The organism is Caldimonas taiwanensis NBRC 104434, from assembly GCF_001592165.1.
Classification (GTDB): domain Bacteria; phylum Pseudomonadota; class Gammaproteobacteria; order Burkholderiales; family Burkholderiaceae_C; genus Caldimonas; species Caldimonas manganoxidans.
On the sequence record NZ_BCWK01000025.1, the window covers coordinates 1 to 22099 of the forward strand.

Here is a 22099-nt window from a genome sequence, read left to right on the forward strand (position 1 = left end):
GCCGCTGCCGCAACTGGCGCAGCACGCGCGAGAAGGTCTCGGGCGTGACGGCCAGTTGTGAGGCAATGGCCCGCTTGCGCTCCCGCAGAGCAACCAGCGCAGTCTGGCTGCCGTCGTGCCCGGGTCGAATTTCGGCGTGTTCCAGCAGCCAGGTGGCGCAGCGCGCCTCGGCATCCTTCAGTATGAGATCCAAGTGCCCCTCGGTGAGGCAGCGCACGCGGCGCGCCAGCACGCGCAGCAGGCCATCGGCCAGGCTGGGATGACTGACGCAGCACTCGCGCACGGCCTGCAGGTCAAAGGACCACAGCAGCGCTTGGCCTTGGGTGAGAGCATCTTCGAGATAGCACCCCCCGAGCCAGGCGCTGGCCACGTCCAACCACTGTCCGGGCTCCACCAATCGGGTCTGCTGGGCCAGGCGCCCTGCACGCAGCGTTCCCAAGGCCACTGACCCGGAAACGACCAGCCACAGCGCCGAGGCGTGCTGACTGCGATCCAGCACGACGCACCCGCCGGCCAGCGTATGCTCGCGCGCCAGTGCGGCCAGTGCTTGTGCCGCATCCCGGCTGACTGGCGCCGGGGCCAGCGCCGCTTGCAGCAGGGCGACGCGGGCATCGAAAGGAATGCCGCGCTCGCGCGGGGCCGGCTCGCGAGGATGGCCTCGGTATCGGTCCATGAGCCTGTTCATCATGTGCTCCACACACACGCACCATGAGATCGTCGAGCCCAGACTCTGGCAGGTCGGAACGCACCCGGTATTGCGTTGTCTCAAGAAAGCCGATGTGTGGTTGCGCGGCGCGGTAGCGTTTGCGGGTTGTCCCCAGGCATCACACTTGATCCAGCGCAAGGTCGCTTGCCCCTGTGGGCCCACCTGCTGGCCCATCGGGCGCACAATGGGGGACGTCGGCCATGGGGCTCTTGGGGCCGATCCTTTCGCGTGTGGCCATGCTTGCCGGATTTCATTCCCCCGCCGTGGGCTTTGACCAGCCCTTCGAGATGCTCGAGGCCTGCCACGAGCGCGCGCAGCGCAGCGTGGCTCTGCTGCAGCGCCTGATCGAGCATCTGCATCGACTGGGCAATGACGAGCCGGCGCGTCAGGCCGCAGTCGATGTGTTGCGCTATTTCGATATCGCAGCGCCGCATCACCATGATGACGAAGAACGTCATGTGTTCCCCCCTCTGCTGGCCTTGCCACGAGATGCTGTGCATGCCCCCGTGCTCGACGCGGTGCGCAGGCTGCAACAAGATCATCGACGCATGCGGCGGCTCTGGGTGCGCTTGCGCGAAGCGCTGCATCGTCTCGCGCAAGGGCTGCAAACCGATTTCTCGCCGCAGCAGCGCCGGCTGGCGCAAGACTTCATCGCGCTGTATGACCGCCACATTGCGTTGGAGGAACGCGTGGTCTACCCTGCGGCCCGCCACCGGCTCGACGCCCAGGCCCTGTGGGCCATGAGTCGAGAGATGGCTTCGCGCCGGGGCGTCGGCCAGGTCAGATTCAGCGCTGCGACACGCTGAACGCCGGCTGCAAGCGGGCGCTGGCCACCAAACGCAGCACGGACTGCAGGCGCTCCTGGTCCACCGGCTTGGTCAAGTAGTCGTCCATGCCGGCCTCCATGCAACGGGCACGGTCCATCGGCATGGCCCGCGCAGTCAGCGCCACGATGGGGCAATGCCAGCCATGCTGGGCCTGCAGGGCTCGGATGCGATGCGTGAGTTCGATGCCGCTCATCCCGGGAATCTGCACATCGAGGAAGATGAGGTCGAATTCTTCGGCATCGCATTGCGACAATGCCTCCTCGGCCGTCACCGCCGCACGGACCGAATGGCCGGCGCGACGGATCATGCGGCTGGCGATGAAGCGATTGACCGCATGATCGTCCACCAGCAGCACGGACAGGCCATGGGCGGTGTCGCTGGCCGTCTCGTCGTTCTCCAGCCCTGCCACGCCCAGATAGCCGGTGGATTCGAAGCGCGAGCGCGCCTTGTCGCGCGAGACATTGACCGTCGCAGACGCCGCGGCATGCCAGCCCTGCGTGAGCTCGTCTTCTTGGGCTTGCTTCGCCGCAGGGGTCAACGGCAGCAGTGGCAGGGTCAAGTGGAAGCGGCTTCCCACGCCGAGTTCGCTTTCGGCCCAGAGCTGTCCGCCCAAGGCCTGCGCCAATCGGCGCGAAATCGTCAAGCCCAGTCCGGTGCCGCCAAATTCCCGGGTCGTGGAGTTGTCGGCCTGGGTGAAGGAGTCGAAGATGCGATCGAGCTTGTCAGGGGCGATGCCCACGCCGGTGTCAGCCACGCACAGGTGCAACATGGCCGAGCCGCCGCGCCCTTCGGGCCAGGCCGCCACCTCCACACGCCCTCGCCGGGTGAACTTGATGGCATTGCCCACCAGGTTGACCAGGATTTGTCGCAACCTCAGTGGGTCACTGACCAGCTGTGAGGGCACCTCCGGCGCAACGGTGCATTGCAGAGTCAGCCCCTTGTCGGTGGCTCTCGGCAGCAAGGGAGCCAGCACCTCATCCAACAGAGTCCGCAGGTCGAAGCCCAGATGCTCCACCGTCAGGCGGCCGGCCTCGATGCGCGACAGGTCCAGGATGTCGTTGAGGATGTTCAACAAGGACGTGGACGAGGATTTCACCAAGCTCAGATAGCGACGCTGGGTCTCGTTCAACGGGGTCTCCAGCGTGAGATCCACCAAGCCCATGATGCCGTTCATCGGGGTGCGAATTTCGTGGCTCATGTTGGCGAGAAACTCGCTCTTGGCACGGCTGGCGGCCTCGGCAGCGGCTTTGGCTTCACGCAAGGCCGCCTCGACTTGCTTGTGCTGCGTGATGTCGGTCACCACCCCCAGGATGCCGCCCACCTGACCCTGGGCGTTGGTGAACAAGGTGCGGCTGTGAATCAATTCGCGCGTCTCGCCCGAAGGCAGGGTCAGACGCGTCTCGAAAGTCTGCACCCCTGCACTGGCCAGCAAGCGCTGGTCCTGCGCTTCCTCCTCGGCGCCGGCGGCCCCCAACACATCGCCGGCGGTGCGCCCCAGAAAGTCCTCGCGACGCACGCCGATGAGCTCCTCACACGCCCGGTTGCAACCGATGTAGCGGCCCAGCGCATCTTTGAAATAAATGGGATTCGGAATGATCTCCACCAATTCTTCGATGAAACGCAACTGGTGCAGCACCTCCTCCTCGGCCTGGCGCTGCAGCGTCACATCGGTGTGCGTGCCCACCATGCGCAGGGGCCGTCCGGTGGCATCGCGTGCGACCACACGACCGCGCGAGCGCACCCAACGCCATTGGCCATCTCGGCTGCGCACACGGAACTCCCCTTGATAGCGAGGGGTTTCGTTGCGCAGATGGGCCTGCAACTGTTCACGCGTCTCGCGCCGGTCGTCGGGATGCATGTGCTCACGCCAGCGTGCCAAGGTCATTTCGATCTCGCCCGGCGCGTAGCCCAGGATTTCCAGCAAACGAGGGCTGAAGTAAGCCTCGCCGCGTTCCAGGTCCCAATCCCAGAAGGCGTCCTGCACACTGTCCATGGCCAGGCGCATGCGCTGCGCATCGCGATGCTGTTGCCGTTCCTGGGCCAGTTCGGTTTCCAGCGCCTGCATCGCAGCGGCAACCGCCGCCAGGCAGCGCTGCAGCTTCACGACGGCTTGGGCACGCCCGGCTGGCTCGGCCATCACGAGCGCACTCAACCAAGCAGCCAGCTCCTCGGGCTGGCTGATCCCCAGATGGGCATGCATCAGCTGCGTCAGGGTCGACCCCCAGGTCATGCGGGCAGGCTCGGCGAGGGCTTCACGTTCGTTGGGCACGGTAGGGTACATTGTGCCGGCGAGTCGGCCGAGTGATGTCCCCCGAGAGGGGGAGCACTCACAAATTGCAACAGTGTCACAGCGCGCCGCATCGATTTCTTCACAGTGGCCTTCAGAGGGTCTCAGGCATTCACCGCTCATCGACACGGTCCATGCCATTGACGAAACACCCTCGGCGGCATCGGATCGGTGTCGGCAAAGAGCCCACGCTGGGCCTGGCGGGCCTGGCGCTCCTCGGCTGCATAAGGGCCTTGGCCCGATGCAAAGCGATAGTTCCAGGCCCAGCCCTGGGAGACCATCCACGCCCCGACATCTTCGCCTTCGTGGTGCAACCGTCCCAGCCAGCGTGCAAAGGCGTCTTGGCGGGACAACTGAACCGTCACGATCTGCCCCAACACGCGCTGGGCCAAAGCCGTTTGCGCCTGCGGGCCGCCGGTCTGGCAGGACTCGGGAGCGTCGATGCCATCGATGCGCAGCTTGATGCGACCTTCAGGCCGCAAGCCGCTATCCATCATGTCGATCCAGACCGTGTCGCCGTCGGTGACATGAACCACCCTGGCAGTGCGCTCTGCCGGGACCGAAGCCGGCGCTGCCGCAGCCGGCAAGCCGGCCAAGCACACCGCCAACACCATGCCCGCGCGCCCGATCCACGCCCTGCTGCCACCCGACCCTTGCCCCGACCGGGTCTGCCGCAGAACAATATGCGCTTGGGGGCCCCCCGGGCCCCGCGGGCCCGACGGCAGATCGGTTCCAAGGAGGATCGCCATGCCGACCTATCAGTACCGTTGCGAAAAGTGCGGGCATGTCTTCGAGCATGTCGAACACATCGCCGAGCATGACACCGTGCGATTGAGCTGCCCGAAATGCGGCAGCCAGGCCGTGCAGCATACGCCGACGCGCTTTTTCGTGCAGACGTCGAAAAAGAGCTGACCCCTCGCTGCTGCAGTGCCGGTGACGCAGCCAGCCAGCGAGCGCGCCCGAGCTGCCCCGCGGTTCACGGGTCCATGCCCCGCTGGGCGTCCTTCAGCAAGCGCGCCAAACGGTCCGCCAGCTTTTCGTTGCTGAGTTTTTCGCGGAAGCGCTCGACCATCAACGGCAGGCTCATCGGGCTGGGCTGGCGCAGGTCCACCATCACGCGGCGCCACAGCTGCAGCCTGCGCAGGGTAAGGGTCAAGCGCTGCAGCTCGAGCTCTTGGCTCAACACCTCCTGCTCGGCCTGGCCCAGCAGGAGGTTGCCAGCATCGTACTTGCGGAAGACCTCGAAGAACAAACTGCTGGAGGCCTGGAGCTGCTTCATGCTCTTGGGGGCGCCCGGGTAGCCGCTGAACACCAGCCCGGCCACCCGGGCGATCTCGCGGAATCGTCGCCGCGACAACTCGGTGGCATTGAGGCTGGCCCACACATCGTGCAGCAGATCGTCGATCGTGAAGATCGAGCCGTCCAGCAACGGCGCCACGTCCACCGGTTCGGCGCTGAGCAGCTCCAAGCCATAGTCGTTCACCGCGATGCTGAAGGTATTGGGCCGATCGCGAGCCAGCCGCCAGGCCAGCAGGCTGGCCAGCCCCAGGTTCGCCCATCGGCCGGCAAAGGGATAAAGGTAGAGGTGCATGCCTTCGCGAGAGCGATAACGCTCGATCACCAGCGTGCCGGGCCGCGGCAGCCGCGAGACGCGACGCTGCATCTCCAGCAGGGGCCGCGCCGCCTCCAGCTCGGGCTCGCCAAACTCACCCTGGTCGGCAGCAGCCAGCAATTCCAGCACGGCGTCGGCCATTTCGGTGGACAAGGGCATCTTGCCGCCCCCCCAGCGCGGCACGGCCCCACGATCCTTCTCGGCGCGGCGCACGTAGGCGGTCATGTCCTGCACGCGAACGAACTCCAACAGCCGACCCGCGAAAAGGAAGCAATCCCCCTTCTTCAAGCGCGCAATGAAGCTTTCCTCCACCGAACCGAGGCAGGCCCCGCCCAAGTACTTCACGTGCATCGACGCCTCGCTGACGATGGTGCCCACTTGCATCCGGTGGCGGCGTGCAATGCCCGCATCGGTGACTCGGTAGACGCCGTCGATGCATTGCACCCGATGGTATTCCGGGTAGGCCTGGAGGCTGGGGCCGCCTCGTTCGACGAACGTCAGCGCCCAGCGCCATTGGGCATCGGTGAGATCCCGGTAGGCCCAGGTGCTGCGCACCTCGGCCAAAAGGTCGTCCGCTTCGAAGCCCCCGCCCAGGGCCACGGTGACCAGGTGCTGCACCAGCACGTCCAAAGGCTTGTCGGGCGACGAACGCGCCTCGATGCGACCGGCCCGTGCGGCGCGCCGAGCGGCCGCGGCTTCCACCAGCTCCAGCGTGTGGGTGGGCACCAGGGTCACCCGGCTCGGCCGCCCCGGCGCATGGCCGCTGCGGCCGGCTCGCTGCAACAAGCGCGCCACCCCTTTGGCCGAGCCGATCTGCAACACCCGCTCCACCGGCAGGAAGTCCACCCCCAGGTCCAGGGAAGAGGTGGCCACCACCGCCTTCAACCGCCCTTCCTTCAGGCCCTGCTCCACCCAAGCCCTCACGTTCGGGTCGAGCGATCCATGGTGCAGAGCCACGATGCCGGCCCAGTCAGGCCGCGCTTGCAACAGCATCTGATACCAAAGTTCGGCCTGCGAGCGAGTGTTGGTGAAAACCAGGGTCGTGCCGGAGCGCTCGATGTCCTGCACCACCGGCGCGAGCATTTGTCCCCCCAGATGCCCCGCCCAAGAAAAACGCCCGGGGTCGGCCGGCAACAAGGTGTCGATCACCAAGTCCTTGTCCACCCGCCCCTGCACCAACACGCCCTCGTGCTGATGCCCCAGCAACGCAGCCATGGCCTCTTGCAGATGCCCCAGCGTGGCGCTCAACCCCCAGATGACCAGCCCGGGGTGCCAACGCCGCAGCCGCGCCAAGGCCAGCTGCACTTGCACGCCGCGCTTGTTGCCCAGCAGCTCGTGCCATTCGTCCACCACGACCGTGTGGACCCCGGCCAAGCGCTCACGCGCATCGGGCCGTGTCAGCAGCAGGCTCAAGGACTCGGGCGTGGTGACCAGGGCCTCGGGCAGGCGGCGGTCCTGCCGGGTCCGCTGCGCGCTGGGCGTGTCGCCAGTGCGCAGGCCCACGTGCCACGACGGCGCCAGATCGGGCAAGGGCTGGGACAAGGCCCGCACCGCATCGGCCGCCAGGGCCCGCATCGGCGTGATCCACAGCACCCGCGCGCCGGACGGCGCCGGGGCCACGACCCGATCGCGCATCAAGGCCCCCAGCCACACGGCATAGGTCTTGCCCGCGCCCGTGGTCGCATGCAGCAGCCCGCTGCGCCCATCCAGCATGGCTTGCCACACCTCGCGCTGAAAGGCAAACGGCTGCCACCCCCGACGGGCCATCCAAGCCTCGGCTGGCGCAAGGTCCGGGAAGCGGGAATGAGGCAACGCGATCATGATCTCAGGCCGTCAGAATCCAGCCTTCGAGACCGTCCACCTGCGGCGGCCAACCCCAGCGGGGCTGATCCAGCGCCCAGGCTGCCTGCATCAGGCACAGCACGGCATCGAGCCGGTCGCCGGCCGCATCGGCCGCCAGCGCGTCATGCTGCGGCGAGCTCAGTTGCAGGCGCAGCCCAAGGCGGCCACGCCCTTGCACCAGTGCCTCGATGAGGTCTTTGCGGGCGATCCAGCGCTGGCTCGTCTGACCGGAGGCCTTGTCGCTCTTGTAGCTGCGCGCCCCGATCAACTCGCGTGCCAGCATCCCGGGGTAACCCTCCAAGGCCACTCGGCTGGGATCGCCAGCTTGTAGGCCCGGCAGATGCACACCGGCACGGCGCAGCGCCGACACCCCGGCGTGCAGCATGTAGGCCACCGGCGGATGAACCCACTTCATCGAGGGCGACGACCCCGCCCGCCTGTCGGTGGCTCGGTGGGCGAACTTGCTGCCCGCCGGCCGCGCTTGGCAAAACGCCGCAAACGTCGCGCGAATCTCGGCGCGCGTCAACGCGGCGTAATGGTCCATCAGCGCCGGCCAGTCGGTCGGCCAGCCCAAGTGCTCCACCAGCTCACGCGGCAGCCCGAAGGGAAAATCGAAAGCCCCCACCCAGGGCCCCGGCTGTGCCAGCCAGTCCTCGAACGCGGCCGCATCGCTGAGCGCCAACAACTGCAACAAGCGCACCCGCGCGCCCTGACGCTGGCCGACGGCAACGGTGATGGGCTTGCGCCGCGTGGGTCGGCTGGTGAAATCCACCCCCAGCACGCGCAGCCCTTCGGGCCACGATCGGCCCGCTCGATTCAGCCACAAGTCTTGCACCCGTGCATTGTCCCGGAGCCGACACCGCTCGCAAAGCTCCCCCACAATGGAGGGCCACTCCACCGCCGCCATGGAACGACGACCTCCACCTGCTGCTGCACCACGCCGACTGTGGCGACGCCTCGCCTGGGCACTGGTGGCCCTGCTGGTGGTGGGTGTTGGCGGCTTGCAGTTGGCAGCCTGGCAGCTCAAGGCTCAGGTCGAACAGGCCTTGGGGCCGCGCGCCAGCGTCGGTAGCCTGCGCATGACCTGGGCCGGCGTGGAAGCCACCGAGGTGCGCGTGCGCTCCGACCGCAGCCAGCGCACCAGCCATTGGCCCGCCGAGGACGAGCTGCGCGCGCAACGCGTCGTGCTCACTCCCGACCTGTGGAGCCTGCTTGGCGCCGAGCTGCGCATCCATCGGGTCCGCATCGATGGCGCGTACCTGTCGATGTGGCGCACCCGCGAGGGGCGACTGCGAGTGCTGCCAGCCCTCTTCGACCGCCCGCAGTCCCCCCAACCGTCGGACACGCGCGACCGCGGGCCGGCCTTGCACATTGCGCAGTTCGAACTGCATGACGCGGCGGTGGAATTTTTCGATGCCTCGGTGCGCCAGCCTGCGCTGAAGCTGCGTCTGGAAGGCCTGCAGGTGCGCGTCGGGCCCTTGGATCTGCCGCACCTGGACCGGCCCACCGCCATCGAGCTCGACGGCATGCTCAAGGGCGTGCACCGCGACGGCTGGGTGAGGTTGGCTGGCGAAGTGACACTGGCCACCGCCGATGCGCGTCTGAAGGCCGATCTGCGCGGCGTGGATCTCGTCGCCCTGCAAGCCTATCTGATCAAGGTGTCCGAAGCCGGGGTGCGGCGCGGCACCATGGACCTCAGCCTGGAGGCCCGCGTACGCGATCAGCAGCTGCATGCCCCCGGCCGCCTCACGCTGATCGGGCTGGAACTGAACCACGGCGGTGGCGTGCTGGGCACCTTCGCAGGGGTGCCGCGTCAAGCGGTGCTGGCGGCCATGAGCCGCAACGGCAAGCTGGAAGTGGCGTTCACGCTGGAAGGGCGCCTGGACGACCCGAATTTCTCGCTCAACGAAAACTTCGCGCTGAAGGTCGCCGGCGGCATCGCCTCGGCCCTGGGCGTGAGCCTGGGCGGCGTGGTCGAAGGCGTGGGCAGCGTGATCAAGGGCCTGTTCGGCCGATGATCGAGGCGGTGGCCATCAGCTCCTCCAACAGCGCCATCGAGACCCGGCCCGGAACCGTGTAGGGATCGAGCATCGGCTTTTCTGAATATTTCAGCACGATGGACGGGTTGATCTTGGCCAGGTTCACCTGTCCCATGGTCCAGCCAGCAAACCGACGTTCGGCAATTTCTTCGTAGTGCAGCAAAACCACGTCCTTGTGACGCTCATCACGGACGATCTGGCCATACAGTTCATTGACCGGATCGCGTCCACCTTCGAGCACCTGCATGAACAAGCCGCCGCTGTGGCACAAGATGCCGGTGATGCCCAAGCCCGGGTTGCGCGCGCGCGACTGCGCCAAGATGGACTCGATGACTTCATTCGTGAGCGGCTGGGCCGCACGGCTGGCATAGAGCAGACGGACGAGCATGGAAGAACCTCAGGGCTTCTTGCTGTTGAGCAGGGCCAGGAACTCACGGCGCAGATTGGCATCTTTCAGAAAGCTGCCACGCATCACGCTGTTGATCATCTTGGAGTCCATGTCGCGCACGCCGCGCCACTGCATGCAAAAGTGATCGGCCTCCATCACGATGGCCAGCCCATCGGGCTGCATTTTTTCTTGCAGCAAGTCGGCCACCTGCGTGACCGCCTCTTCCTGGATCTGCGGGCGGCTCATGATCCATTCGGCCAGACGCGCGTACTTGGACAACCCGATGAGGTTGGAATGTTCGTTGGGCATCACCCCCACCCACAGACGCCCGATGATGGGACAAAAATGATGCGAGCAAGCGCTGCGTACCGTGATCGGGCCGACGATCATCAGCTCATTGAGCCGCTCCACGTTCGGGAACTCGGTCACCTCAGGCTCGGGCACATAGCGCCCCCTGAAGACCTCGCGCAAGTACATCTTGGCCACACGGCGTGCGGTGTCCTGGGTGTTGTGATCACTTTCGGTGTCGATCACCAGGCTTTCGAGCACGCCGGCCACTTTGGCCTGCACTTCGTCGAGCAAGGCCTCCAGCTCCCCGGGCTGGATGAACTCGGCAATGTTGTCATTGGCATGGAAGCGGCGCTGTGCCGCCTTGATACGCTGGCGAATGCGCACCGAGACCGGCACGCCTTCATCGTCGCTGGGTTTGGGGACGGAACTCAGTACGGTCATGGATGAGGTCCTCTCGAGGACAGACGGCGATCGTAGCAGCCGGGCCGTGGCCCGCCGAGCATCCTCGCGCAATGGCCCCCGAGTGTCCAGGCCTATCAGAGCCAGGCCGCCAGCGACTCCAGGCTGTCGGCTTCGTGCACCGCCTTGTCGTCGCGCACACGCAGCATGCGAGGGAAACGCACGGCCAGACCACTCTTGTGGCGGGCACTGCGGTGGATGCCTTCGAAACCGATCTCGAACACCAGCGTCGGCCGCACACGGTGCACCGGCCCGAAGCGCTCCAAGGTGGTTCGGCGGATGACTGCATCGACGCGCCGAAACTCCTCGTCGCTCAGCCCCGAATACGCCTTGGCAAACGGCACCAACTGCAATCCGCCGGGCGACGCCGGCTCGCGCCGAGCGATCGCCTCCAGCACCGCCTCAGCCTCGGCCGGCTCGCGCGGCTGGCGGCTCCACAGCGCAAAGGTGTAGTCGGTCAAGAGATTGGCCCGCCGCCCATGGCCGCGCTGGGCATAGACGAGCACCGCATCCACGCTCATGGGGTCGACCTTCCACTTCCACCACAGGCCTTCGGCCTTGGTGCGGCCAACCCCGTAGCGGGACTGCCGCTGCTTGAGCATCAAGCCCTCCACCCCCCGCTGGCGCGAGCCTTCGCGCAGCCGCGCCAACTCCGCCCAGTCAGCCGCCTGCACGAGGGTGGACACTGACAGCACCACCGGTCCATCGGCCTGCGGGCCCCAGCGCGCAGCCAGGGCCTCGAGCCGCATCCGCCGCACCGCCTGGGGTTGCATCCGCTGGTCCTGCCCCTCCCACTCCAGCAAGTCGAAGGCCATCAGCCTCACCGGCGCAGCGGCCAGCATGCGCCGGCTGAGGTGCTTGCGGCCGATGCGCTGCTGCAAAGACGCAAAGGGCGCCGGGCGCTCGTCGGCCCACACCAGCAACTCCCCATCAACGACCGTGCCCTCGGGCCAGGCGCGCGCAGCCTGCACCACCTCGGGAAAGCGGTCGGTCATCAACTCCTCCCCGCGCGACCAGATCCACACCTGTCCAGCGCGACGCACCACCTGCACGCGCATGCCGTCGTACTTCCACTCCACCAACCAGTCCGACACCGGCCCTAGCATGTCGTCCATGAGCTGCGGCGGCACATCCAATGGATGGGCCAAGAAAAACGGATAGGGCTGACCCACCTGCAGCCGCGCATCGATCATCGGCGACACCAGGGCCTCGAAGCGGGCCGCATCGGGGGGCGTGCCGGCCGCGCCCACGGTGCTGGCCCAGCCCATCAAACGCTGAGCCATGACCTGGGCCGGCACGCCGGCATGCTCGGCCAGCGCGCGCGTCACCAACAGGCGCGACACCCCGACCCGCAGGCCCCCGCCCATCAGCTTGCCCAACAGAAAACGGCCCGGCGTGTCGAGCTCGTCCCACCACTGGCGTAGACGCTCACGCTGCAGCTCGGGAGGCGCCCCGCGCAAGGGCAGCAGGCGCTGCTCCACCCACTGCGCCAGCCCCAGGTCACTGGAACGCGTCGGCGCGGGCAGGACGAGGGCGATGGTCTCGGCCAAATCTCCCACACTCTGATAGCACTCCTCGAACAGCCACGGGTCGATGCCCGCCCTCTCGCACGCCCAGGCCTTGAGCTGCGACGTCCCCACCAGCTGCCGCGGCCGGCCGCCACACAGGAAATACACGGCCCAGGCCGCATCGGCCGCCGCCGCCCGCTCGAAATAGCGACGCAGCGCCGCCACCTTGTCGCGGGTGGACGTGCTGGCATCCAATTCGGCGTACAGCTGGGCAAAGTCACGCATCACACGCCTCAGCCTTCATCCCCATACTCGGTGCGCAAGGCGCCGGCCTCCCAACCCCGTTCGTGCAGCCAGCGCACCATGGCCGCCTCATACCCATGCGTCACGATCACGCGTGCGGCCCCACTGTCACCGATGGCCTGCAGCAAAGCGGGCCAATCGGCGTGGTCGCTCAGTGGGAAGCCCCGGTCCACGCCCTGCCGCCGCCGGGTGCCACGCAAAAGCATCCAGCCGCTCGCACATCCGTCGCGCGCATCGCCCAGACGGTGCGCCCAACCACTGCGCGAAGCCGCCGGCGGAGCGATGACCAGAGCCCGGGCCAGTGTTTCGGCCGTCAGATCCGGCCCCAACGCCAAGGTCGGCGGCAAGCACACGCCAGCGGCCACATAGGCACGATTCACCGCCGCAACCGACGGGTGCACCACCAGCGGCCCTGGGCCCTCGCGCAGACCGTGCAGCAAGCGCTGCGCCTTGCCCAAGCTGTAGGCATAGAGCAGACTCGGGCGGCCCTCGGCGGCATTGGCCGCCCACCAGGAGCGAATCTCGTCCAGCACGCGCGCCGGGGACGGCCAGCGATAAATCGGCAGCCCGAAGGTCGATTCGGTGATGAAGCAGTGGCAACGCACCGGCTCGAAAGGCGCGCAAGTGCCATCGGCATCGAGCTTGTAGTCCCCCGACACCACCCACACCTCGCCTCGATGCTCCAGTCGCACCTGAGCCGAGCCCAGCACATGCCCGGCCGGATGCAGCGACACCGAGACCGCCCCGATCCTCAGCACCTCGCCATAGGCCAGGGTCTGCAGTGAAATGTCCCCCAAGCGCTCGCGCAGCACGCCTGCACCTGGTGCGGCCGTCAGATAATGCTGATGGCCCGCACGCGCGTGATCGGCATGGGCATGGGTCAGGACCGCGCGTTGCACCGGCCGCCAGGGGTCGATATAAAAATCTCCGGCGGGGCAATACAGCCCTTGCGGACGCCACACCACCAAATCGGTGCACTCGCCCATGCCTTCAGTACCGGCCGGTGGCCCCGGCCACCCGCATGAAAAGACGCGCCACCCAGGCCACGAACCCACGCCGCAAGTAGCGTCGCCAGGCCGGCAGGCCCAGGGTCTGCACCGTGACTTCCCGTGAGGCCGCCACGGCCTGATCGATGTCCCGGGCCAGCTCCTGGACGAAGTGCGCGTCTTGCACGATCACATTGCCCTCGAGGTTGACCAACAGCGACAAGGGATCGATGTTGGAACTGCCCACGGTGGCCCAATCCTCGTCGACCACGGCCACTTTAGCGTGCAAGAACGCCGGGGTGTACTCGAAGATGCGGATGCGATGGCTCAACAGCTCGTCATACAGGGCCTGAGCCGCCCATGCGGCCATCCGATAATCCACCTTGCCCTGCAACAGCAAGCGCACCTGCACCCCCCGCTGCGCCGCTTGGCGCAAGGCCCGGCGAAAAGCCCGCCCTGGGTAGAAGTAAGGGCACACCAGGTCCACCCGCCAGCGCGCGCTGCGAATGGCCTCGATATAGGCACGCTCGATGGTGCGACGCTGCCACAAATTGTCGCGCACCACGAAGGCCACCCGCACGGGGCAGGGATCGTTCAGCGCCTGCTCGACCACCTGCCAGCGCGTCGCACGCAAGCGCCGCAGCAGGCGCCGCGCCCGCGCCACCGGATGCGAACTGCGCGCCAGCTCCACGAGCTCATCGCGCCAGTCCCGCCCCAGGCGCGACCGTGTCCACAACGCCCGCGCGGTCTGCTCCATCATGGCCACCACCGGCCCCCGCACCTCCACCGCAAAGTCCAGCCTGGGGCTATCGCTCCAGCCATGATGGATGTCGAGCCGATCGTCGATGATGTTGATGCCCCCGACGAAACCCACGTCCGCATCGACCACGCACAGCTTGTGATGCAAACGGCGCCACTGCCCCGGTTGCAGCCAACTGCGCCAGCCCTGCAGCGGACGGAACACCGAAAACCGCACCCCCGCTGCCGTCAAGTCACGGCCGATGCGCTCCAGCGTTTGCCCCGAACCGAAACCATCGACCACCACGCTGACCCGCACCCCGCGCCGCACGGCCCGCGCCAGGGCGGCCACCATGGCCCGCCCGGCCACGTCGTCATGAAAAATGTAGGTGAGCAGCCAGACCCGGTGCCGGGCGCGGGCAATGGCCTCATGCATCGCTGGAAAGAGTTGATCCCCGCCACGCAGCAACCGCACCTGGTTCGACCCGGTGAACAGCGCGCGCGCCTGGGCATACCACGACAGCACGTGGCGATCCGATTCCAACAGACCGTCACGGACGGAGCTTGGGTCGGCAGGGGCGCTCATCGCTCAGGCCGGCTCCAGTTCGGCCACCAAGGGCAGGTGGTCGGACATGCGCGCCCAGGACGTGCCCCGCGGCACGAAGGTGGACAAGCAACGCAGCCCGCGGGTATAGACGCGATCCAAAGCAAACACCGGCACACGCGATGGAAACGTCGGCGGCCACCGTCCCCGCGGATCGCCGGCACGCTGCAAACCCAGCTCGTGCAAGGCTGGGTCGAGTTTTTCGCTCCAATCGTTGAAGTCACCGGCCACCACCAACATGGCATCGGACGGGACATGCCGTTCGATGAAGTCCGCCAAGCGCTCCACCTGACGCACCCGGCTGGCGTGGATGAGGCCAAAATGCGCCACCACCGCATGCAGCTCCATCCCCTGCCACTGCACGGGCACATGCAGCAGGCCCCGCTGCTCGAAGCGGTGGTCGGACACATCATGGTGTCCGACCTCGCCGATGGGCCAGCGCGACAGCAACGCATTGCCATGCTCGCCATCGCGCGTGACCGCATTCGTGCGGTAGGCCGCCACATAGCCCTCGGGCGCCAGAAAGTCGGCCTGCGACTGCTCGGGCCAACCGAACCACGTGCGCGCGAAGCGACGGGCATCACGGCGGTGGAAGCGGCGCACTTCCTGCAGAAACACGAGATCGGCGTCCAGCGCCTCCACGCCCAAACCCAGGTTGTGGATTTCCAACCGCTTCAGCGGTCCCACGCCACGCACCCCTTTGTGGATGTTGTACGTGGCCACCCTCAAGCACCGGCCCTCGGTGCCGCCGCCCGCCGGAAGCTGGCTCGACTGCAAAGGATTCATGCCCCCTCCCCGGGCACCCGAGACGCAAACCGCGGCAGCATCAGCACGGCCTCGGCATTCGAGGGCGAAAAACAGCGGTCGGCCGCCTCTCGCCACGGCAGCCAGACGTACTGCAAGTGCTCCCGAGGCGCCAGGCGGATCGGCGTGTCGCGCGGTACCCGCAAACCAAAGACATGCTCGGTGTTGTGCGTCACCCCCGCCGCGTAGCGATGGCGCCAGACCGGATAGATCTCATAAACGTTGCGCAGCCCCCAATCGACCAAATTCGTCATGGGCACCGCCTCACTGCCGATCACGATCCCGGTCTCCTCGGCCACCTCGCGGATGCAGGTCTGCACCAGCGGCTCGTCCAGACGCTCCTTCGAGCCGGTGACACTTTGCCAGTAGCCTGGGCGGTCCGCCCGCTCCAGCAGCAACACTTCCAACGCCGGGCTGTGGATGACCACCAGGACGGACTGCGGAATCTTTGGCGGACGTTCACTCACGACGGCAACTCCTTGTCTGGGCCAAATTTTGGATCATCCGTCCCCCAAAGCCCTCCCTCACAGCGCGCCTCGGCACCCCGAAAGCGCCAAGGGGTGGCGCAAGGCCACCCCTTGGACAACCGCGCGCCCCTGGGCGTTCAGCTGCCTGCCGAAGCCTGCTGCGGATTGCGCAGGCGGATGTGCAGCTCGCGCAGCTGCTTCTCGTCCACGTAGGACGGCGCCCCAGTCAGCAGACACTGAGCCCGCTGGGTCTTGGGGAAGGCGATCACGTCGCGGATGGACTCGGCCTTGGCCATCAAGGTCACCAAACGGTCCAGACCGAAGGCCAACCCGCCGTGAGGTGGCGCACCATACTGCAGCGCATCGAGCAGGAAACCAAACTTCTGGCGGGCTTCCTCCGGCCCGATCTTCAACGCATTGAACACCTTGCGCTGCACATCGGCGCGGTGGATGCGCACCGATCCCCCGCCAAGCTCCCAGCCATTGAGCACCATGTCGTAGGCCTTGGCGATGCACTTCTCCGGAGCGGTGTCCATGAGATCCTCATGACCGTCCTTCGGGGCGGTGAACGGATGATGCACCGCGTTCCAGCGCTGTTCGTCCTCGTCGAACTCGAACATCGGGAAATCGACCACCCACAGCGGTGCCCAGCGATCCTCGAACAGGCCATGTTTGCGGCCAAACTCGCTGTGGCCGATCTTCACCCGCAACGCACCGATGGCATCATTGACCACCTTGGCCTTGTCCGCGCCGAAGAAGATCAAGTCGCCATTGCGCGCACCGGTGCGCGCCAGGATTTCGGCAATTGCGCCATCGTGCAGGTTCTTGACGATGGGCGACTGCAGGCCCTCGCGGCCTTTGCCTGCGTCGTTGACCTTGATCCAGGCCAGGCCCTTGGCGCCGTAGATCTTGACATACTCGGTATACGCATCGATCTCGCTGCGGGTCATCTCACCGCCGCCAGGGATGCGAAGCGCCACCACCCGCCCGCCAGCGGTGTTGGCAGGGCCCGAGAACACCTTGAACTCCACGTCTTTCATCACGTCGGTGAGCTCGGTGAACTCGAGCTTGATGCGCAGATCGGGCTTGTCCGAACCATAGCGATGCATCGCATCGGCGTACTTCATCACCGGATAGACCGGCAACTCCACGCCCATCACATTGCGGAAGACCGTGCGGATCATGCCCTCGAACATGCCGCGGATCTCCTCCTCGGTGAGGAAGGAGGTCTCGATATCGATCTGCGTGAACTCGGGCTGACGGTCGGCCCGCAAGTCCTCGTCCCGAAAGCACTTGGTGATTTGATAGTAGCGGTCGAAGCCCGCCACCATCAGCAATTGCTTGAACAGTTGCGGCGACTGCGGCAGCGCGAAGAACATGCCGTCGTGCACCCGGCTGGGCACCAGATAGTCGCGCGCGCCTTCGGGCGTGCTCTTGGTGAGCATCGGCGTCTCGATGTCGATGAAGCCATTGGCATCCAGGAACTTGCGCACCTCCATCGCCACCCTGTAGCGCAGCATCAGGTTTTTCTGCATGTACGGGCGGCGCAGATCCAGCACCCGATGCGTCAAACGGGTGGTTTCCGACAGATTGTCGTCATCGATATGGAAAGGCGGCGTCACGCTGGGGTTGAGCACCTCCAATTCCTGGCACAACACCTCGACCTTGCCGCTGGTGAGGTTGGCGTTTTCGGTGCCGGCCGGACGGGCGCGCACCTTGCCCACCACTTTCAGGCAATACTCGTTGCGCACGCCCTCGGCGATCTTGAACATCTCGGGGCGATCCGGATCGCACACCACCTGGACGAGGCCCTCGCGGTCACGCAGGTCGATGAAGATCACGCCGCCGTGATCCCGGCGACGATGGGCCCAGCCCATCAGGGTCACGGTCTGACCCATCAGCGCTTCACTGACGAGGCCGCAATAGGTGGTTCTCATGCAATCACTCCAATTCGAGGAGGGGCGCCGCCACATGGCACCCAAGGGCCCCACGGCCCTGAACGAACACCGGGCCTGGTGCGGCCCGGCGCAAACATCGGTCGATCAATGACAGGCGCAGGCGCTGCCACAGGGCGTCGAAGCTGCGCTGGAGCCTGACGTCGAACTGGACGACGCCTCGCCGCCGCTGGACGTCGCCCCCCCGTCGGACGAAGCGCCCGAGCTGCCCGCCCCTTGATTGGACGACCCGCCGCGGAAGTCGGTCACGTACCAGCCCGAGCCCTTGAGCTGAAATCCGGCGGCGGTGACCTGCTTGCGGAAGGTTTCGGCGCCGCAGCGCGGACAGTTCGTCAGCACGGGATCGGAAATCTTCTGGAGCACGTCCTGCCCATGCCCGCAGGACTCGCACTTGTAAGCATAGATGGGCATACCGTCACCAAGATGGAAACGCAAAACTCTAAATTATAGGCGGGCAGGCTGGGTTCAAGTCCTGCCCACGCCGGTGCGCCGACCGCCGCAACCCGCTTGCCACACCCGGCCTTCCGGCGGCGCCATCGAGGCACGTTTCCTGCTTTGCCCCAAGAACACCCCCCCCTATAATCCGCGCGCATCGTCCCCCCCCATGCCGCGAAAGGATGCCCCGATGCTGCTGACCCTCGTGTTCGTCTACCTGGCATTGTCGATTGCCATCGGTTTGTACGCTTCGCGGCAGGTCCACAGTGCGCGTGACTACATCACCGCCAGCCGCCATCTGCCGTTCCCGGTCGTCATGGCCATGGTGTTTGCCACCTGGTTCGGCGCCGAAACCGTCCTGGGCATCTCGGCCACTTTTCTCGATGAAGGCTTTCGCGGCCTGATCTCCGACCCGCTGGGCGCCTCCCTGTGCCTGGTGCTGTTCGGCCTGATTTTCGCCCGCCCGCTGTACCGGTTGAATCTGCTGACGCTGGGCGACTATTTCCGTGTGCGCTACAGCCGTGCGGTCGAGCTGGCCGTATCCATCTGCATCGTGCTGTCCTACCTGGGCTGGGTGGCTGCGCAAATCACCGCCCTGGGACTGGTCTTCAACGTCCTGTCGGCCGATGCCATCTCGATGAACCAAGGCATGCTCATCGGCATGGGCGTGGTGCTGCTCTACACGGTGTTCGGCGGCATGTGGTCGGTGGCCGTGACCACCTTCGTGCAGATGATCGTCATCGTCGTGGGGTTGCTGCTGGTCAGCTCCGAGGCCGCCCAGCAAGCCGGGGGAGTGGCCACCGTCATCGCCAAGGCGGCCGCCGATGGCAAGTTCGAATGGCTGCCCACCCTGGACGCGGTGGACCTCCTGGGCTGGACCGCCGCACTGTTGACCATGGCCTTGGGCTCCATTCCTCAGCAAGACGTCTTCCAGCGCGTCAACTCCTCCAAGAACGAGTTCGTGGCCGTCTGGAGCACGGCGCTCGGCGGCGTGGCCTACTTCTTCTTCGCCGCGGTGCCCTTGTTCCTGGCCTACAGCGCCCACCTGATCGACCCGACCCTGGTGGCGCGGCTGATGGAAGTGGACTCCCAACTCGTGCTGCCCACGCTGGTGGTCGAACACATGCCCTTCTGGCTGCAGGTGGTCTTCTTCGGTGCGCTGCTGTCGGTGATCATGAGCACGGCCTCCGGCACGCTGCTGGCCCCGGCCGTGACCTTCGCCGAAAACGTGCTGCGCCCCTTCATGAAGGGCTTGAGCGACCAACAGTTCTTGAACATGACCCGCCTCATCGTGGCCGGCTTTGCGGTGCTCGTCACCACCTACGCGGTGGCCACCGACGCCACCATCCACACGATGGTCGAAAACGCCTACCGCGTCACGCTGGCCGGCGCCTTCGTGCCCCTGGCTTTCGGCCTGTTCTGGAAACGCGCCAACAACCGCGGCGCCGTCCTGGCATTGGTGTTCGGGCTGGGCACCTGGTTGGTGCTGGAGATCCTGGGCATCGACGAGCCGGTCGAGCCTCAGCTCTTTGGCTTGCTGGCCAGTGCCGTGGGCATGATCATTGGCGGCCTGAGCGGACCGGCGCCCCAGCAGCTGCAAGCCGCCACCCAGCGCGCCTGACGACGACGATCCCTCCCTGCAGCCCTCTCTACCACCAGGGCCGCACCCGAGTCAGGGCCAGCATGGCCAGCATGCCCAGCGTGAATCCGATGCCGCCGTAGAGGATCGCCTGGAGCAAGCGATTGGTGCGGCGCTGTTCCTCGATCAAGCGCCGCAACTCCTGCCGGTGCAGCGCCGGGGGATGCTGCAACGCGTGGTGCAGCAGGCGTGGCAGCTCGGGCAGCAACTTCGCGTAGCGTGGTGCCTCCTTTTGCAGCCGCGCCCACATGCCCTTCCAGCCCACTTGCTCATGCATCCAGCGCTCCAGGAAAGGCTTGGCCGTGCTCCACAGGTCCAGATCGGGGTCGAGCTGCCGCCCCAAGCCTTCCACGTTGAGCAAGGTTTTCTGTAGCAACACGAGTTGCGGTTGGATCTCGACGTTGAAGCGTCGGGAAGTCTGGAACAAGCGCAGCAACACCTGGCCCAAGGAAATGTCCTTCAACGGCTTGTCGAAGTGCGGCTCACAGCAGGCCCGAATGGCCCCTTCCAGTTCGTCGATCCGGGTCTGCGGCGGCACCCAGCCGCTTTCCAGGTGAAGTTCGGCCACGCGCTTGTAATCGCGCCGGAAGAAGGCGATGAAATTCTGTGCCAGGTACTCTTTGTCGAACTCGGTGAGCGTGCCGATGATGCCGAAATCCAGCGCGATGTAGCGGCCAAAGCTGGCCGGATCGACACTGACCTGGATGTTGCCCGGGTGCATGTCGGCATGGAAAAAACCATCGCGAAACACCTGGGTGAAGAAGATGGTCACGCCGTCGCGGGCCAGCTTTTTGATGTCCACCCCTGCCTCGCGCAGCCGCTGCACCTGGCTGATGGGGATGCCGCGCATGCGCTCCATCACGATGACCTGCTCGGCGCACAGATCCCAAATCATCTCGGGCACGATGACCAGGTCCAAGCCCTCCATGTTGCGCCGCAACTGTGCCGCATTGGCTGCTTCACGCACGAGATCGAGCTCGTCGTGCAAATATTTGTCGAACTCGGCCACCACCTCGCGAGGTTTGAGCCGCTTGCCATCGGGCCACAAGCGTTCCACCCAGGCCGCCAAGATGCGCAACAGGCCCAGATCCTCCTCGATGACCCGCAGCATGCCCGGCCGCAACACCTTCACGGCCACATCGCGGCCATCACGCAAAGTTGCAAAGTGCACCTGAGCGATCGAGGCACTGGCCACCGGCACATGATCGAACTCGGCGAACAACGCCTGTAGCGGCCGACCAAAGGCCGTCTCGATCGTGCGAACCGCCTGCTCTGCCGGAAACGGCGGCACGCGGTCCTGCAAGCGCGCCAGCTCATCGGCCACCTCGGCCGGTAATAGGTCCCGCCGTGTGGACAACACCTGGCCGAACTTGACGAAGATGGGGCCCAGACGTTCGAGCGCCTCGCGCAACCGTTGCCCAGCCGGCCGCCCGAACCGTCGGCCCACCCCCATCATCCGCGCCAGCAGGCGCACCGCCGGCTGCGGCGCCTCCCGCAGCACGATCTGGTCCAGGCCGAAGCGCCAGACCGTCCAGAGGATGAACGTCAGTCGCAGCAGGCGTTTCATCCGGTATGCCCGGGCCGATTCGCCCCACCGTCCATGCGGGCCGCCAAAGGCGCCATGGCCTTCAACGCAGCCCGCACCGCCGCCCCCAGCGCACGCAGCACGGTGGCCGCCTGTCGGGCGGCGACATCGCCCATCAGCCGCGACAAATCCTCCTCGACATCCCAGCGCAGGTGGTCCATCAGCCAGGCCAGCGTCGCGGCCAATTCGGCATCGCCTTGCAGACTCACCGATGAGCGGTCTCCGGCGACCCACTGGGCCGCCAGCCGCACCGGATTGGACGCATCCACCACCAGATCCAAAACGCCGGGCGCATCACCCGCTGCCTCCACCCGCTCCAGCAAGCCGGCCCGAGTGATTTCCCAGCACACCGGCGGCGCCGGCGGCAACAATGCCGGCCAGCCGCGCAGAATCAGGCGCACCCGCCGGCCCGCCTGCGGCGCCAGCCGACGCGTGGCCTCGGGCTCGGCGGCCAACAAATGGTTCAGCGCAAGAGTGAGGCGATCCAGCACCGCTGGGCCGAGCAGTTGGGCAAGGGGTTCGAGCATGGGCGGGATTGTAGGTGGGCCGCCAAGCCTCGGCGGCGGAAGCATGCCGGCTTGGCCGCTTCTGGAACAATGTGCACTCCGCACGCTTGCCTCATCA

At 66.4% G+C, this 22099-nt stretch carries 20 protein-coding genes; 4 read left to right on the forward strand and 16 right to left on the reverse strand.

Going from position 1 to position 22099, the window contains the following annotated elements; genetic code table 11:
• Positions 1-673: Crp/Fnr family transcriptional regulator (locus CTA01S_RS14685; protein ID WP_198150895.1), on the reverse strand; the 673-nt coding region annotated here is incomplete at its 3' end.
• Positions 674-942: 269 nt separating this feature from the next.
• Here CTA01S_RS14685 and CTA01S_RS14690 point away from each other — a divergent pair.
• Positions 943-1512 carry a hemerythrin domain-containing protein gene (locus tag CTA01S_RS14690; RefSeq protein WP_232301085.1) on the forward strand — a complete coding sequence of 190 codons (570 nt, stop codon included), beginning with the start codon at positions 943-945 and terminating at the stop codon, positions 1510-1512.
• On the opposite strand, the gene CTA01S_RS14695 is transcribed toward CTA01S_RS14690, so the two are convergent.
• Together CTA01S_RS14695 and CTA01S_RS14700 are read right to left on the reverse strand one after the other, a co-directional pair.
• Positions 1493-3802, reverse strand: coding sequence for a PAS domain-containing protein (locus tag CTA01S_RS14695; RefSeq protein WP_062196665.1), 2310 nt, complete (start codon positions 3800-3802; stop codon positions 1493-1495). The genes CTA01S_RS14690 and CTA01S_RS14695 overlap by 20 nt on opposite strands.
• Before the next feature lie 137 nt (positions 3803-3939).
• On the reverse strand, positions 3940-4434 hold the full coding sequence (locus CTA01S_RS14700; protein WP_062196666.1) for a thermonuclease family protein: 495 nt from the start codon (positions 4432-4434) through the stop codon (positions 3940-3942).
• 133 nt (positions 4435-4567) lie between these two features.
• Between CTA01S_RS14700 and CTA01S_RS14705 the strand changes: the two genes are divergently transcribed.
• Positions 4568-4732 carry an FmdB family zinc ribbon protein gene (locus CTA01S_RS14705; RefSeq protein ID WP_062196667.1) on the forward strand — a complete coding sequence of 55 codons (165 nt, stop codon included), beginning with the start codon at positions 4568-4570 and terminating at the stop codon, positions 4730-4732.
• Between the two features lie 64 nt (positions 4733-4796).
• Here CTA01S_RS14705 and CTA01S_RS14710 read toward each other — a convergent pair whose 3' ends face one another.
• Positions 4797-7253 carry a ligase-associated DNA damage response DEXH box helicase gene (locus CTA01S_RS14710; protein WP_062196668.1) on the reverse strand — a complete coding sequence of 819 codons (2457 nt, stop codon included), beginning with the start codon at positions 7251-7253 and terminating at the stop codon, positions 4797-4799.
• A 4-nt stretch (positions 7254-7257) separates the two neighbouring features.
• On the reverse strand, positions 7258-8109 hold the full coding sequence (locus tag CTA01S_RS14715) for a DUF429 domain-containing protein (RefSeq protein WP_062196669.1): 852 nt from the start codon (positions 8107-8109) through the stop codon (positions 7258-7260).
• Between the two features lie 70 nt (positions 8110-8179).
• Between CTA01S_RS14715 and CTA01S_RS14720 the strand changes: the two genes are divergently transcribed.
• Positions 8180-9292: a DUF748 domain-containing protein gene (locus CTA01S_RS14720; protein WP_062196670.1), complete on the forward strand. Its 1113-nt coding sequence runs from the start codon at positions 8180-8182 to the stop codon at positions 9290-9292.
• On the opposite strand, the gene CTA01S_RS14725 is transcribed toward CTA01S_RS14720, so the two are convergent.
• The 9 genes from CTA01S_RS14725 to CTA01S_RS14765 form a co-directional block, all read right to left on the reverse strand.
• A complete protein-coding gene (locus tag CTA01S_RS14725) occupies positions 9270-9701 on the reverse strand; it encodes a BLUF domain-containing protein (RefSeq protein ID WP_062196671.1) in 432 nt (143 codons plus the stop codon). The genes CTA01S_RS14720 and CTA01S_RS14725 overlap by 23 nt on opposite strands.
• 9 nt (positions 9702-9710) lie before the next feature.
• Positions 9711-10433: a GTP cyclohydrolase I gene (gene folE, locus CTA01S_RS14730; RefSeq protein WP_019560889.1), complete on the reverse strand. Its 723-nt coding sequence runs from the start codon at positions 10431-10433 to the stop codon at positions 9711-9713.
• A gap of 95 nt (positions 10434-10528) precedes the next feature.
• On the reverse strand, positions 10529-12244 hold the full coding sequence (locus tag CTA01S_RS14735) for an ATP-dependent DNA ligase (protein WP_062196672.1): 1716 nt from the start codon (positions 12242-12244) through the stop codon (positions 10529-10531).
• Positions 12245-12252: 8 nt separating this feature from the next.
• Positions 12253-13248 carry a ligase-associated DNA damage response exonuclease gene (locus tag CTA01S_RS14740; protein WP_062196673.1) on the reverse strand — a complete coding sequence of 332 codons (996 nt, stop codon included), beginning with the start codon at positions 13246-13248 and terminating at the stop codon, positions 12253-12255.
• A gap of 4 nt (positions 13249-13252) precedes the next feature.
• On the reverse strand, positions 13253-14572 hold the full coding sequence (gene clsB, locus CTA01S_RS14745) for a cardiolipin synthase ClsB (protein ID WP_062196674.1): 1320 nt from the start codon (positions 14570-14572) through the stop codon (positions 13253-13255).
• Positions 14573-14575: 3 nt separating this feature from the next.
• Entirely contained in the window at positions 14576-15376 is an 801-nt protein-coding gene (locus CTA01S_RS14750; RefSeq protein WP_019560893.1) for an endonuclease/exonuclease/phosphatase family protein, read from the reverse strand.
• Positions 15373-15861, reverse strand: coding sequence for a dihydroneopterin triphosphate diphosphatase (nudB, locus tag CTA01S_RS14755; protein WP_062196675.1), 489 nt, complete (start codon positions 15859-15861; stop codon positions 15373-15375). The genes CTA01S_RS14750 and nudB overlap by 4 nt, the downstream gene beginning before the upstream one ends.
• A gap of 137 nt (positions 15862-15998) precedes the next feature.
• Positions 15999-17798, reverse strand: coding sequence for an aspartate--tRNA ligase (aspS, locus tag CTA01S_RS14760; RefSeq protein ID WP_062196676.1), 1800 nt, complete (start codon positions 17796-17798; stop codon positions 15999-16001).
• 105 nt (positions 17799-17903) lie between these two features.
• Positions 17904-18227, reverse strand: a complete 324-nt coding sequence (locus CTA01S_RS14765) for an FmdB family zinc ribbon protein (RefSeq protein ID WP_019560896.1) — start codon at positions 18225-18227, stop codon at positions 17904-17906.
• A 214-nt stretch (positions 18228-18441) separates the two neighbouring features.
• On the opposite strand from CTA01S_RS14765, the gene CTA01S_RS14770 reads away from it, so the two are divergent.
• Positions 18442-19872 (forward strand): high affinity choline transporter 1, encoded by a 1431-nt coding sequence (locus CTA01S_RS14770; protein WP_019560897.1) that lies wholly within the window; start codon positions 18442-18444, stop codon positions 19870-19872.
• Positions 19873-19900: 28 nt separating this feature from the next.
• Here the strand turns inward: CTA01S_RS14770 and ubiB are convergent, their stop codons facing one another.
• Both ubiB and CTA01S_RS14780 read right to left on the reverse strand, forming a co-directional pair.
• Positions 19901-21457 (reverse strand): ubiquinone biosynthesis regulatory protein kinase UbiB, encoded by a 1557-nt coding sequence (ubiB, locus tag CTA01S_RS14775; RefSeq protein ID WP_062196677.1) that lies wholly within the window; start codon positions 21455-21457, stop codon positions 19901-19903.
• Positions 21454-22002: a hypothetical protein gene (locus tag CTA01S_RS14780; RefSeq protein ID WP_019560899.1), complete on the reverse strand. Its 549-nt coding sequence runs from the start codon at positions 22000-22002 to the stop codon at positions 21454-21456. Before CTA01S_RS14780 ends, ubiB begins: the two co-directional genes overlap by 4 nt.
• Between the last annotated feature and the right edge of the window lie 97 nt (positions 22003-22099).